Annotated in this window: 12 protein-coding genes and 1 other RNA gene; 9 read left to right on the top strand and 4 right to left on the bottom strand. The window is 38.4% G+C overall.

The features are described 5' to 3' along the window. Positions 1-9 precede the first annotated feature (9 nt). Positions 10-1,830: an HAD hydrolase-like protein gene (locus tag ACEW8U_RS01855; RefSeq protein ID WP_373520333.1), complete on the bottom strand. Its 1,821-nt coding sequence runs from the start codon at positions 1,828-1,830 to the stop codon at positions 10-12. A 212-nt stretch (positions 1,831-2,042) separates the two neighbouring features. Then, complete coding sequence (locus ACEW8U_RS01850) at positions 2,043-2,474, bottom strand: nitroreductase family protein (protein WP_373520332.1); 432 nt, start codon at positions 2,472-2,474, stop codon at positions 2,043-2,045. 101 nt (positions 2,475-2,575) lie between these two features. Here ACEW8U_RS01850 and ACEW8U_RS01845 point away from each other — a divergent pair, with 101 nt between their 5' ends. The 6 genes from ACEW8U_RS01845 (at position 2,576) to ACEW8U_RS01820 (ending at position 8,268) form a co-directional block, all read left to right on the top strand. Continuing rightward, positions 2,576-4,063, top strand: coding sequence for a DUF5687 family protein (locus tag ACEW8U_RS01845; RefSeq protein ID WP_373520331.1), 1,488 nt, complete (start codon positions 2,576-2,578; stop codon positions 4,061-4,063). Next, positions 4,060-4,755 carry an ABC transporter ATP-binding protein gene (locus tag ACEW8U_RS01840; RefSeq protein WP_373520330.1) on the top strand — a complete coding sequence of 232 codons (696 nt, stop codon included), beginning with the start codon at positions 4,060-4,062 and terminating at the stop codon, positions 4,753-4,755. Before ACEW8U_RS01845 ends, ACEW8U_RS01840 begins: the two co-directional genes overlap by 4 nt. A gap of 447 nt (positions 4,756-5,202) precedes the next feature. After that, the gene (locus ACEW8U_RS01835; RefSeq protein ID WP_373520329.1) at positions 5,203-5,415 is read left to right on the top strand and encodes a hypothetical protein; all 213 of its coding nucleotides are present in this window, start codon (positions 5,203-5,205) and stop codon (positions 5,413-5,415) included. Positions 5,416-5,579: 164 nt separating this feature from the next. Then, the gene (locus ACEW8U_RS01830) at positions 5,580-6,815 is read left to right on the top strand and encodes a sulfite oxidase (protein ID WP_373520328.1); all 1,236 of its coding nucleotides are present in this window, start codon (positions 5,580-5,582) and stop codon (positions 6,813-6,815) included. A gap of 1 nt (position 6,816) precedes the next feature. After that, positions 6,817-7,281 carry a cytochrome C gene (locus ACEW8U_RS01825; RefSeq protein ID WP_373520327.1) on the top strand — a complete coding sequence of 155 codons (465 nt, stop codon included), beginning with the start codon at positions 6,817-6,819 and terminating at the stop codon, positions 7,279-7,281. Between the two features lie 225 nt (positions 7,282-7,506). After that, positions 7,507-8,268 carry an SDR family oxidoreductase gene (locus ACEW8U_RS01820; protein WP_373520326.1) on the top strand — a complete coding sequence of 254 codons (762 nt, stop codon included), beginning with the start codon at positions 7,507-7,509 and terminating at the stop codon, positions 8,266-8,268. 132 nt (positions 8,269-8,400) lie between these two features. Here the strand turns inward: ACEW8U_RS01820 and ACEW8U_RS01815 are convergent, their stop codons facing one another. Further along, entirely contained in the window at positions 8,401-9,762 is a 1,362-nt protein-coding gene (locus ACEW8U_RS01815; RefSeq protein ID WP_373520325.1) for an alpha/beta hydrolase family protein, read from the bottom strand. Between the two features lie 172 nt (positions 9,763-9,934). Here ACEW8U_RS01815 and ACEW8U_RS01810 point away from each other — a divergent pair, with 172 nt between their 5' ends. Further along, positions 9,935-10,546, top strand: coding sequence for a hypothetical protein (locus ACEW8U_RS01810; protein ID WP_373520324.1), 612 nt, complete (start codon positions 9,935-9,937; stop codon positions 10,544-10,546). Further along, positions 10,539-11,321 carry a nucleotidyl transferase AbiEii/AbiGii toxin family protein gene (locus ACEW8U_RS01805; RefSeq protein ID WP_373520323.1) on the top strand — a complete coding sequence of 261 codons (783 nt, stop codon included), beginning with the start codon at positions 10,539-10,541 and terminating at the stop codon, positions 11,319-11,321. The genes ACEW8U_RS01810 and ACEW8U_RS01805 overlap by 8 nt, the downstream gene beginning before the upstream one ends. Positions 11,322-11,401: 80 nt before the next feature. Here ACEW8U_RS01805 and ssrA read toward each other — a convergent pair. Further along, positions 11,402-11,807: a transfer-messenger RNA gene (ssrA, locus tag ACEW8U_RS01800) on the bottom strand. Between the two features lie 578 nt (positions 11,808-12,385). On the opposite strand from ssrA, the gene ACEW8U_RS01795 reads away from it, so the two are divergent. Next, the gene (locus ACEW8U_RS01795; protein ID WP_373520322.1) at positions 12,386-13,174 is read left to right on the top strand and encodes a DUF481 domain-containing protein; all 789 of its coding nucleotides are present in this window, start codon (positions 12,386-12,388) and stop codon (positions 13,172-13,174) included. The last annotated feature ends 57 nt before the right edge of the window (positions 13,175-13,231 follow it).

The raw sequence follows: 13,231 nt of genomic DNA, 5'->3' as shown, positions 1-13,231 counted from the left end.
CAAAGAAATTTATCCTATCAATCGCCTTTTGATTATCCTGGCGAGTTCTATCATACCATCCAATTTGTCATATACAATTGATTTCATATTCAGATTTCTAGTTACTCTTTCTCCAAGAAGATTATTCAGCATTTGGAGCATCGTCAAAGAAATATCCTTATAATATTTTCTTTGAAAATGGCCTAGATCGGAAATTAGATGGGATTCATGAGTGATGATTTTACGGATGTCCAAGAGGTGTGTGTTTTCACTTTCCAGGATGAATTTGTCTATTGCTTTATTCATCTCACAATGCCTGAGGTACTTTTCATCGCCAGATTTACGAGCACTGAGTCTTATTTCAGGGCAGTTGATCATGATGATGGGGATATGGGAGGGTATGTTCTCTCTGATTTCTTTGAGATTTTCAATAAATTTTTTTGTGGAAATTCTGCCAATGCCTTTAAATTGTTCTGAAAATTCTTGAAGAAAAGATTCATTGATATTAAAGGCTTTTCTTCCGGAAAAAAAATCGACAATATTCTCCCTGTCATTTATATCGGTAAAGTTATTTCCATATCCTCCATAAGAAACCAGAAATTTATCTTTTTTATGTTCATACACATGATGTTCATAATCCATTCTTGGATTATAAATAAAACAATCATATGTGGAATCAAAAATTCCTGAATCAAAATAATTTTTATCCAAAAAAGGAAGCAAAGAATGGTTGAGAAACTGTTCTTTTTGCTCGGCTGAAAATCTTAGTCCGCCAAGTATGGCTTCCGTATGGGAAGGTCTTACAGGAATGTTTTGATCGTTGTTATAATTGACATAAAGTTTGACTTCAATGTTGTTGCGTTCGAGGTAAAAATACATTTGGTCATATTCGCATCCACCTGCAAATAGGATCTTGGTTGCGTCCGTTCCATTGGTCTGCTCCTTGAGGTCAACATTAAAATTGGATTCGGTTATCCAATCAGGATGGGAATGATCAAGTTTTTCGGCAATCTCCGGTACAATATCCAATTCCGGAAAATTATACTTGGCATAGATATACTGAGGGATTCCAAGGTTAAGAATACGGCAAGAAAAGACAAAGTGGTTGAATTTGTTAGCAGTGTAATCATAACTGTAAAATCCTATGATGCCGTAATCACCATACCTATCTCTTGCCCATATAGCTGCATTTTTGAGAGTTCTGTCATTGAGTAGTTTCCCAACTTCCTGATCGTCCAGTCGGATTTTGGTAAAATTAAGCTGATTTGCCCGACCTATCAGTTCAGTAATCCGGTCTTTATATTTTTCAGGGTTTTGGATTATATTAATTTGTATGTTGGAATCTTTCAAAAATTTATAGTTACTGTCGTAACTACTTTTAGCCATAGCTTTTTTTTCCAATACCTTGTATTGCTTCAACCTACTTAATTCAGGATCTGCTTTACCTTTAAAAGCATGATGTTGGAGAATCTCCGGTATGAATTCTGGTGTTTTGGTATGTATGTTTTGATTGTGAAACTTGGCTTCATTAAGATTATGTGAGTTGTCATCAATGAACAGCACATTGGAATCCCTAAGTTGGCAATTCTCAATAATCTGCTTGATGAGTATTCCTTTTGGATTCCATTCAATCGCAGGAAATACAAAGTAATCCCAGATATCAAGATCTATCAGTTTGGATTTGGTCATCTCAAAATCATTTTTGGAAACAATGGCATTGATGATTCCCCTCTCAGTAAGCTTTTTGACGATTTCTAAATGTTCTTTGATGGGACTTATGCCTTCTTCCGAAAGTGTTCCTTTCCAAAAAGTCTCATCTAAGTCCCAAATCACAAGTTTAATGCTGTCCATATTCCAAATTACTGAAATAATAATTTCAAAAAAATTAAAATAATTTTATATACAATAAAAAGTATTTAAAATATTTTTATATTTTAGTTAGATGCCATTGTCTAATTTGAAATTTTGAACGTTTGGCCCTATATGCCCAAACGTAGGTCTTCTTCCAACAGAATATGGGTTTCCCATTTCAAGGTTTTAATACTTACTTTGAATACTTGGGGTTACATTTTAAACTCCTCAACTTTTTCAATTTTCTGCTTTAAATCAGAAATGTTGATACTGTTTTTAATGCCGTTATCTAGGGCAGATTTTTTATCCCTGAGGTTTCTATTGATACGGTCATATACCTGATTTGCTTTTGTCCGGCTTTTCCATTTGTCCCTTCTAGTGACCACGACCACCAACTCTCTGGCAGTTGAGGCTGCTTTTTGTTTCATGCACAATTGATCTAAAGGCTTTTTTAAGGCGGAGGATTCCGGGATCCTATAGAATTCCCACAATTGCAGGTTGCTGCTGTTCGGTGCCAAAGTGGCTGCCTCAAGACATTTTTGGACAATCTGATGATCAAATGGGCTTTCTTGGTCAAAAATCTCCACTGACCTCCGGGCCTCTATAACATCAAAAAATCCTAGTTCCTGTATATTTTCATTCATTTTGTCAATTTTATTTTTGTTGATTCCGCGACTTATTTAGTTTTGTATATCTTCATAGCCAAAATTACATTTTATATCCTGTTTCACTTTATTATTTGCTTATGGTTTTACAATTTATCAAACTGGAAATACTGAAAAGTATGCGATCCACAGCTTTTGCAAAAAGTGCTTTAGTAGCAATTTTTCTAGCATTTCTCGCTGTGGTGTTACTTGCTTATGTATTCCTGATGGGGCTGGTTCTAAAGCAGGTCATTGAAAAAGGATTTGAAAGTAATGATGCCTATGCAACGCTTAGTGGGGTTTTGATTTACTTTTTCCTGTTTGAATTTATGTACAGGTATTTTGTTCAGAAACTTCCTGTGATTGAGTTGGAGAGATTCCTACATCTTCCCATCAAGAAAAGCACGATTATTCATTTCCTGTTAGGGAGATCATTCGTTTCTCCAATGACGTTGATTGCGCCATTGTTGTTTTTGCCATTTGCCGTTCAGGAGGTTGCGCCAAGGTTTGGTAATCCGGCGGCGTGGTCATGGATCTTGTGTATCATGTTTACAAGTTGGTCCTTGCATTGGTTGATGCTATGGTTCAAACAGAAATTTGAAGATAGTATAACAGGCATTGGGGTAGTTTTTTTGGTTCTTTTGCTTGGTGCTGGATCCAATTACCTAGGCTGGTTCAACTTAGGGGATATCATGAAGCCAGTTTTTGATTGGTCTTTGACAAGTTTTATCCCTGTATTGGCAATGTTTTTGGTATTCCTTGGACTTCATAGACTGGCATATACATACTATTATAATAATGCATACATCGAAGATCTCACAGAAAATGAAGATGTCAGATTTGTCAATCAGGAATTTGGGATTTTCAACCGATTCGGATTGGCCGGAGAATTGGCGAATTTGGAATGGAAGCTGATCATCCGTCATAAGAAAAGTAGGACTTATTTAATGCTGGCAGGTTTTTTCTTGTTATACGGTTTGATATTTTATGCCAATCCACAATATTCCACAGAAGAAGGCTTTTCCCACATGTTTGTCTTTGTAGGCTCATTTATTACCGGGATTTTCATGTTGCAATATGGGCAACTGTTTTTAAGCTGGAACTCCGCAAACTTTGATTTTTTTCTCCAAAAAAGAGACGGGGTGGAAGGTTTGATCAAAGGAAAGTATCTGCTGTTCATTGCCACTTCCTGTCTTTGTTTCCTATTGTCAGTCCCTTACGTGTTTTTTGGATGGGATATTCTACTGATCCATATCGCTACTTTTTTATTCAATATGGGTGTGATTATGCACATGGTGATTTATTTGTCTTTATGGAAACCAAAACCTATGGACCTGAACAAAGGTGCCATGTTCAATTACGAAGGGGTAGGAATAGCACAGTTTCTCATGATAATACCAATGTTTCTGGCGCCATACATTGTTTACCTTCCTTTTGCATTATTGGTCAATCAGTACGTAGGGCTACTTGCATTGGGAATTATTGGTGTGGTAGGCATTTTAGCTTTCCCTTATCTTTCTAATTTGCCTGTGCAAAGAGTACTTAATAATAGATATGAAATTTCATCCTCATTTAGACAAGAATTATGATAAATGTACAAAATCTCAAAAAACAGTATAAAGAGGCTGTAGTACTTGACGTGGAATCGATTGAGATTCCCAAATCCGAATGCTTTGGACTAGTAGGTAACAATGGTGCCGGTAAAACCACGCTTTTTAGAATCATGTTGGATTTGGTGAAGGCTACTTCCGGTAAAGTTTTTATTGACGGTCTTGATGTCAGTAAAACCGAAGATTGGAAAGCCAGGGTTGGTGCTTACCTTGATGAACATATGCTGTTGTCGTATCTTACTCCCGATGAATATTTTGAAACATTGAGAAAGATTTACCGGCTTTCAGAAGAAGATCTCAGACTGCATCTCGAAAATTTCAAAGACCTTTTCAATGATGAGATTTTGGGGAAAAAGAAATACATCAGGGACCTATCTAAAGGAAACCTTAAAAAAGTGGGAATTGCAGCAGCTTTAATGGGCAATCCTGAAGTCATACTGCTGGACGAACCTTTTGAAAATCTCGACCCAAGTTCCCAAATAAGATTGAAGAAGTTAATACTCCATGAAAAGGACAGGTCTCAAATCACTTTTTTGATATCCTCCCATGACCTCAATCATGTCACCGAAATCTGTGATAGGATAGTCTTGTTGGAAAAAGGAAAAGTAATCAAAGACCTCAAAGAAAAGGAATTGATGATGTCTGAATTGGATTCCTATTTTACAGGATGATAATACCGCTCAATAGATTCCTAAATTGGTTCAAAAATTATGTAATCAGGAAATCACTTATTGAAATCTTAGTTTCTGAGTTCCTTCAGTCAATTGTCATTCTACTACATGCAGAAATAAAAGATTCTACTTTATAAATTACAGAAATTAATCATTTCCAAAATCCAAATGAAAACCTATCTCGTAAATAGGACTTCATTTGGATTTTTTTTGGCCAGAAATCTTCGGCAAATAGCCCAAAAAGCAATTTCAAGTGATATAAATATTGAGGCATTGTTTTTATTTAAAATAAATATTAAAAAGTATTTGTTTTTTAAATATATAAAAATGTAATTTGTATTGTTATAATTGTTGTATAAGACAATAATTAGTGATTTCGGTTCAGCATTTATGCTGATGATTTTATTAAAGTGGTTTTTTGAATGATATACTTAAACTTGTTTAAAAATGATGAAATATTTAATCAAATTGGAAATCAATGGAATTGAATTCCAAGTCAAAACCCTCGCAGGTAGTGAAAGAGAAGCAAAAGATAAAGCATGGGATGTAATTATAGAAAGGACATCGTTTATTTCTATCCGTCCCGAAGCATTAATGGAAGTAAACCGCAGTTTCAGCCAAAAAATGGTTACTGGGTTTAAAAGCGCATTGTTGTTGTAAGTAAGTAGTAATATTTTTTAAATTAAACTTCCGTGAAGTCTTAAGCTTCCCGGAAGTTTTTTAAGTTATAAAATCTCAAAAGATTCCGTTTGATTTAAGGGGTTGAAAAGCATAAATTGGGAAGTCGAATATCATATCTTTCATTCTCAGCTTATTTTTCCCCAATGCCTCCAAAAAATTATAAAAGAAGAAAATTCATTAAAGAATCTACCTTGGCGGTTTTTTCGGGAATTCTTGGGATGGATGTGGTTTTTGGTTCCAATATGCCGGAGGGATATATACCTGTTTTGTTGCAGGAACAGGAATCTTTGAAAACTTTTGGAAAAAACTCTGCACTGATTGTTCTCAACGACAAACCTTGGAATGTTGAGTCCCCTGCCCACTTGCTCGACGACAGGATAACCCCAGCGGATAAAATGTTTATTCGCAACAACGGACTTTTGCCTCCAAAAACCGATCCCTCAAACTGGAAACTCACCATTAAAGGTGAATCGGTTTTGAATGAAAAAACTTATATCCTTCAGGAACTGAAAAGTAAATTTGTTTCCCATACTTATCAATTGGTATTGGAGTGTGGAGGAAATGGAAGGGGTGAATTTTACCCTCCCACCGAGGGCAATCAATGGGGAGTCGGTGCAGTCCATTGTGCAGCCTGGACAGGATTTAGACTCAAAGATCTTTTGAATGATTTGGGTATAAAAGCCGACGCAGTGTATGTTGGATATCACGGTACAGATGGACACCTCAGCGGTGACGCCAACAGGGAAGCGATATCCAGAGGTATCCCAATTGCCAAAGCCATGCAGGATGAAACGTTGATTGCTTATGCAATGAACGGAAAGGACATTCCAATGGTCCATGGGTATCCTCTTCGATTAGTAGTTTCGGGATATCCCGCCTCTGTTTCCGGCAAGTGGATACATACCATTTCGATCAGAAACAAGGTCCATGATGGGTCAAAAATGGAAGCTCCCTCCTATATGGTACCCAAAGTTCCCATGGAGCCGGGGGCAAATATTTCAAGTGAAAATTTTCAGATTATAGAATCCATGCCGGTCAAGTCTTTGATCACCTATCCGAAATCAGGGGCTGAATTTGGACTGACCAGAAAACTTGAAATCAGGGGCCATGCCTGGGCAGGGGAGAAGAAGGTTAAATCTGTTTCTTATTCCATAGACTTTGGCAGCACCTGGCAAAGTTGCCATCTGGAATCCCCGGTAAACCGCTTTGCATGGCAACACTTCAATGCACAGATTCAATTCCACCAGAAAGGATATTATGAAGTTTGGGCAAAGGCCACTGACGATAGCGGCATCAGCCAACCCATGGTGGTACCCGGCTGGAATCCCAAAGGATATCTCAATAATGCCTGTCACAGGATTGCCGTAAAAGTTGTATAGAATGGAAAGTGATCAGTGGAAAAAATTGATGGTGGCAATGGCAAGGTTAGCGGTATTCCTACTGGTTATAGTGGGCAGTATGATTGCTTTTCTATTTGTTTTACATTCTAACCCCGATCTGTTTTATTCTCAAAAGGAACCTCCTCAATTGGTACAGGAGGCCTTTCAGGGGGATCAACTGATAGAAGATGGAGTCCATGTGGCCACAGGATTTGTAGAAGGAGAAGGCCTGATGATGGTGGTCAATAATTGTACAAACTGTCATTCCGCAAAACTTGTGACCCAAGACAGATTTACCAAAGAAGGTTGGATACAGGTAATCAGGTGGATGCAGGAAACACAGGGGTTGTGGGACTTAGGACCCAATGAAGCGGTCATTGTGGAGTATTTGTCTAACCATTATGCACCAGAAGACAGAGGCCGTAGGAAACAGCTTGAGGTGGAATGGTATTCTTTGGAAGAGTGAGAAGTTGGGGAGAAAAGAGATGCGAGAACCGAGAACCGAGATGCGGAATTATAATCAAGAAATGGGAGTCTGGAAGCAGGAAATAGACACAAGATTCAAGACACAAGACACAGGAGGATTTCTCATTTTATTTCATAGCATAGGCCCGGTAAACCAAGCACTTTGTGCTCTCAGTTCTTAAACTCTAATTACCAATTAAAGAATTAATCAAAAAAATATAATGATATGGACTTAGGATTAAAAGGAAAAAATGCATTGATATTGGCTTCATCCAAAGGACTTGGAAAAGGAGTGGCTTTTGAACTGGCCCGTGAAGGTGCCCACGTGGCCATCTGTGGGAGAAATCCATCGGCCTTGGCAAAGGCCAAGTCGGAAATTGAAAAATTAAAGTTGGGTAAAGTAATTACCATAGAGGCGGATTTATTGAAAGATGGAGACAGAAAGCGGCTTTTTGATGAAACGGTTTCCGCATTTGGGTCAATTGATATTTTAGTCACCAATACCGGTGGTCCTGATGCCGGTGATTTTGGAGATTTTGGTTTGGATGATTGGAGGATGTTTTATGAATCCATGTTTGTCAGTGCGGCGGATTTGATACGGATGGTCCTTCCGGGGATGAAAGGAAGGGGGTTTGGCAGGATCCTGACCATCACCTCTGTTTCGGTCAGACAGCCCGTTGACAATCTCATTGCTTCCAATGCAGTCCGTAGTAGTTTGCTCGGACTGGTTAAAAGCCTTTCAAATGAAGTGGCCCCAATAGGCATCACCATCAATAACATCATGCCGGGATTTACGCTTACAGAAAGATTGACCGGGTTGCTCGAAGGCAATCCAAACGTGGAAAAAATAAAGGGATCTGTACCGATGAAGCGGTTTGGAGAGGTGGAGGAATTCTCAGCAGCAGCGGTGTTTTTATTGAGTGAGCGCGCCAGCTATATCACAGGACAGTCTTTGGCAGTGGATGGGGGGCTGATAAGGGGATATTAGGAAAGGATGTAGGGAAAAGTGAAGCGAGAGATTAGAACCGAGATGCGGCTGAGGAACCACTGTGCCGATGTGAGTGTCACCACTCACATCATCAAGGGGTAACAGCCCCCTAATTCAACACGGGTAATTAACCTACTCCCTCCCCCAATACCGACTCGCCCAAGCAATCCAAGTACTCCAGTTTGGTCCGGTAGAATGACCACCTGCGTGTTGCCTATAGGCGATTTCTCCATCGACCAATGCTGTGCCCAATACCGGGAATTCATTTGTGCCTAAATCTTTTTTGCCCAACATCTCATATATGGGTCCAGCATGCACTCCTGCCAAGAACATTCCTTTGGCATCAATCCAATTGCCTTCCACAAAAGGTGATCCTGAGCTGATAAAAACAGGTCGGGGTGCGCACATAGCCAGAAGCTGATGGGCATCTACAGGCATGTCATCCACAGAAAGTTTGCCTGCATATTTGATGAAATTTCCGCAAAACCAATGGTATTCCGCCGAAGATGCCAGATTCTCCACCTGCTCACCAAAGTTCCTTCTGAGGATTTTGAGACCTCCTGCACCGGATGAACCGATAAATCCCAAAGAAATTCTAGGTTCAAAGGCCATAGCGACTATTGCGGCCTTTCCATATCTGGATAATCCCTCTATTGCTATTCTTTTTTCATCCACATCTTTGTCTGTCTCCAGGTAATCAATTGCCCTACTTGCACCCCAAGCCCATGCTTTCAATGATCCCCAATCATCCGGCTTGCGGGGTTCGCCTTTATTTACCAAACCTATAATTCCCTGTCTCAATCCGGCTCCATTGTCCGCTTGAACACTTGAAGGAACGAGAATGGCATAACCCCAACCATTGGAGATCAACTGCTCTTTCCAAGACGGTTCGTTTGCAGATCCAAGGCCAATTGGTTGTATCGGCCCTGAATTGAAAGGACTTCGGATAAACCCAAACTCGATGACTATCGGAACGGAACCTTCTGAATTGAGCGGAGTGGAGACAAGAAGATCAATCTCTACTTTGATAGATGGAAATTCAGCATTGTCAACAACGCCTTTAAGTATCTTTTTGTGAATAGGAAAATTACCAATTATGGTGTCATAAGCATCTAATACCTGCCAAGTTACGGAAGGTATGTTTTCAGGGAGTTTTCCATATATTTCCTGTTCAAAGGCTTTTTCAATTTCAGGACGTCTTTGTTGCCACCATTCTTGGGGAGTAGTAATGGTTTTTCCGTTTTCCAATTTCATCAGTTCAGGAAGGATGTAATCCCTTACTTTACTTTCCTCAATGTTGGCAGCATTGGGTGCAGCGGGATTCCCAGAAGGTCCAGGACGCAGGTCACCCTCCTTTAATCCCAATTGCCCAAGCATTTGCACATAATCCGCTTTGGTCAATCTCGCAATAGAATCCCTTGCAGCTTGGGAGAATTGGGCTTGTACAGTTAAAATGAGAAAATAGAGGAGAAGGAACAGGGATGATTTTTGCATGTTATTAGGGTTAAATAGGTTTTGGGAATGAAAAAGTAAGGTATTTATAGTGTAAACTAAAAATCTTCCAATGGATTTTGATGAATAATTAAATAATCAATCAGTTTTTCTTTTTAATCATTTTGAAATTTTATATTAGATATTTGTTATTTTTAACAAACTTTTAATATATATGAAATATTTGGAGTTAAGAGAAGCCCTGAAGTCTTTTCCTTTATTTTCTATTTTGGATATAAAAAAACGTTTCCCTGATTTTGATCAAAGGCGTTTGGTCGAATGGCAGGGAAAGGGATATATATCCAAAATCAGGCGGGGGTATTACAGATTTTCGGAACAAAAAATAAATGAAAACTATCTCTATCATGCGGCTAATACAATGTATGCACCTTCCTATGTTTCCCTGGAAAGTGCATTGTCGTATTATGGATTAATTCCGGAAGGGGTTTTTCTGATTACCTCTGTTACCACCAGAAATACATCTAATCATGAAACTTCCATTGGGACGTTTGCCTACAAACACATCAAGACCAACCTGTTTTTTGGTTACAAATTGATAAAAGAGCAAGATTGGTTTTTTAAGATAGCGGAACCGGAGAAGGCTATATTGGACTTTTTTTACTTCAGGGGCATACAATCTCTTGAGGAGATCGAGGGGCTTAGGATAAATTCCGATCAGATGAACAAATACTTGGATTTTGATAAATTGGGGAAATATCAAAAAATTTTTAACTCTCAAGTTGTCAATAGAAGAGTAGATTTACTAAAAATAGAGATCAATGCTTAGTTTAGAAGAAATCCGCAGATTTTATCCGAAAGAATTAAAAGGTTTTGAACGTTTTATGCTTCGGGAATACCTTCAATACAAGCTGCTTGAGATAATTTTTGAAAGTGATTTTGCAGGAAAATTATCTTTTTTGGGCGGGACTTGTCTTCGGATTGTCCATGGAAATTCAAGATTTTCAGAAGATTTGGATTTTGACAATTTCAATCTTTCTTCGGATGACTTCGATGCACTCAGTATTCATATAAAGACCAAACTTCTGTACTTAGGCTATGAGGTTGAAATAAAAAATGTGAAAAGAGGAGCTTACCATTGTTACATAAGGATACCTGAACTGTTGTACAATGAAGGTCTAAGTCAATTTAAGGAAGAGAAAATTCTTATTCAATTAGACACTGAGCCACAAAATTTCAACTATGAAAAAGACCAACCCATCATCAATAAGTTTGATGTGTTTACCCAAATAAATGCATGCCCTTTGGATTTACTACTGGCTCAGAAATTTTTTGCCGTACTCAATAGAAAAAGGAACAAAGGGAGAGATTTTTTTGACATTATTTATCTTCTTGGGAAAGACATTAGTCCTAACTATGCTTACCTAACCCAAAAATTAGGTATTCAAACCCCAGAAGATCTGAAACAATCTATTTTGGAAAAATGCAATGAATTAGATATGAATGAAATGGCATCTGATGTCCAACCATTTTTATTCAATCCCAATGATGTTAAAAAAATCAAACTTTTCACCAAGTATTTGGAGCAGGTGAAGTTGGGTTAGAATTAAATTTTATTGAAAATAAAATAAAAATTCCTCCCTCTCCCAAAACTCAAAGAGTTTTGGGAGAGGGAGGAATTTTTAAGTGGAGCTGGAGGGATTCGAACCCTCGTCCAGATAGGGAAACACCGTACCGTCTACATGCTTAGTCACCTGTTGGATTTTCGATCAAGTACTGCTGGATGACACACCTATACTTGACTTAGCCACTTATCTTAGCCCTGCTTAGTAGCCTCACAGGGAGCGGCTCTATCATTTCGACACCCCAGAATCAACCCGGAATGAGCGGCGGGTTGCGGGATGTGGCCGGGGAGAATCTATCGAATCTCAACCCTTTAAGCATTATCTGTGTCCCCTAAGGGATAGATTAGGCAGCCATGGCGTAAGAAGTTTCGCCAATTATAGTCGTATGAATTATTCAAGGCCGTACATACTCCGGCCTGCATGCGAGCCCAGTCCTTACACCTACTGTCAAAACCGGTCAGCCCCATTGTTTCTGATTGGGAGACAAATATAGGGGAAAATTGGTTCAATTTTGAGATTTGAGATTTGAGACGTGAGATTGGTGAGTTGATAAAAGAGAGGTTGGTTTTTAAGAAACAAGAATCAAAGCCTGCCCCGAGTATCGGGGAGACAAGAATCAAGAAAATGTCTAATTATAATTCACTAAGGACCAAGAAGGGAATCCTATGTACTTCAGAACCAATAAAAAGTTTAGAGGCTTTATTTTACTTTTCCTTGTCACCTCGAGTCCCCAACATTTTTTAAACGTTCAAAATTGGTAATGACATCAGGTTACCCGTCATTCCGAGATACGAGGAATCTCAAAAGGTTCTATTTATGTTCATTTTACATTTACTGTTCCTCATGAGATGCTTCTCCCGATAGCCATCGGGATCAGCATGACGGCTGCTCCGGTTTATGTCATTGGTACTACAGGAGAGGTCTAAAACCTTCAAGCTGAATAGATTTCTCGACCTTCGAAATGACCAAACCCTACAACCTACCAACATCCTTGCATTACTATTCAAAATTTAAAACCTTTGTGGCTTAAATAAAGATTTGTTTTGAGAAAAATAATTTTCATAGTACTGTTTTCCATCTCCTTTTCTTCCTACTCACAAATACTCAATATTGAAAGATACCGGCTGAAAGGTGATTCTTCGAAGGTTTTTGTAGCCAAAGCTACTGCAGGACTCAATGTGTATAACCGAAGTGCTGCTGCTGATGCTCCTGTCAATCTTTTTGGATATAAATGGGATCTAAATTCTATGTACCATCCAGGAAAACATGCCTATATTTTTGTCTCTAATTTTGATTATCTCCGGATCAATGATTCCGACTTTCTTAATTTTGGTCTGATACACGGACGTACAGTTTTTAATTTTGAAGAAAAAAATAACATTGAAACTTTCGTACAGTATTCTTTTGATAATTTCCGAGGATTGGCACCGAGATGGATTGCAGGGGGGACTTTCAGGGCCGGAGTCGTAGAAAGCAATCGACTTACTTTAATTTTGGGCTTAGGAGGGCTTTATGAAAATGAAACATGGCAGTACCCCTTCACTGAAGAATCCGTGAATGTAGATTTTCTCAAAAGTTCAAATTATATTTCTTTGAGTCTAACTGTCAATGATTACGTGGATTTTAATATGGTCAATTATTACCAAGTTGGCTATGACAGGTCTATTCAAGCCTTTAGAAATAGAATTAACGGTAACTTCAACCTCAACACCAAGATTTCGGATAGGTTCTCTTTTAACAATACCTTTGATTTTTCTTATGAAGACAAACCTATAGTCCCGATCACTAGATTCATATTTGCTTTTAAGACCGGAATTTCTTTTGATTTTTAATTCAGCTTATAATGAGTGACTTAACAAAAAAATTATTCCTTGTATTGGTTTCTTCTA

The sequence above is a fragment of the Aquiflexum sp. genome (genome assembly GCF_041751335.1).
GTDB lineage: Bacteria > Bacteroidota > Bacteroidia > Cytophagales > Cyclobacteriaceae > Aquiflexum.
The sequence above is the reverse complement of the archived record's forward strand: the minus strand, read 5'-3'. Positions and strand labels throughout refer to the sequence as shown.

What these genes read in the sequence shown, in the direction of transcription:
- ACEW8U_RS01855 (WP_373520333.1), bottom strand. Translation starts at nt 1,830, where the DNA reads ATGGACAGCATTAAACTTGTGATTTGGGACTTAGATGAGACTTTTTGG.
- ACEW8U_RS01850 (WP_373520332.1), bottom strand. Translation starts at nt 2,474, where the DNA reads ATGAATGAAAATATACAGGAACTAGGATTTTTTGATGTTATAGAGGCC.
- ACEW8U_RS01845 (WP_373520331.1), top strand. Translation starts at nt 2,576, where the DNA reads ATGGTTTTACAATTTATCAAACTGGAAATACTGAAAAGTATGCGATCC.
- ACEW8U_RS01840 (WP_373520330.1), top strand. Translation starts at nt 4,060, where the DNA reads ATGATAAATGTACAAAATCTCAAAAAACAGTATAAAGAGGCTGTAGTA.
- ACEW8U_RS01835 (WP_373520329.1), top strand. Translation starts at nt 5,203, where the DNA reads ATGATGAAATATTTAATCAAATTGGAAATCAATGGAATTGAATTCCAA.
- ACEW8U_RS01830 (WP_373520328.1), top strand. Translation starts at nt 5,580, where the DNA reads ATGCCTCCAAAAAATTATAAAAGAAGAAAATTCATTAAAGAATCTACC.
- ACEW8U_RS01825 (WP_373520327.1), top strand. Translation starts at nt 6,817, where the DNA reads ATGGAAAGTGATCAGTGGAAAAAATTGATGGTGGCAATGGCAAGGTTA.
- ACEW8U_RS01820 (WP_373520326.1), top strand. Translation starts at nt 7,507, where the DNA reads ATGGACTTAGGATTAAAAGGAAAAAATGCATTGATATTGGCTTCATCC.
- ACEW8U_RS01815 (WP_373520325.1), bottom strand. Translation starts at nt 9,762, where the DNA reads ATGCAAAAATCATCCCTGTTCCTTCTCCTCTATTTTCTCATTTTAACT.
- ACEW8U_RS01810 (WP_373520324.1), top strand. Translation starts at nt 9,935, where the DNA reads ATGAAATATTTGGAGTTAAGAGAAGCCCTGAAGTCTTTTCCTTTATTT.
- ACEW8U_RS01805 (WP_373520323.1), top strand. Translation starts at nt 10,539, where the DNA reads ATGCTTAGTTTAGAAGAAATCCGCAGATTTTATCCGAAAGAATTAAAA.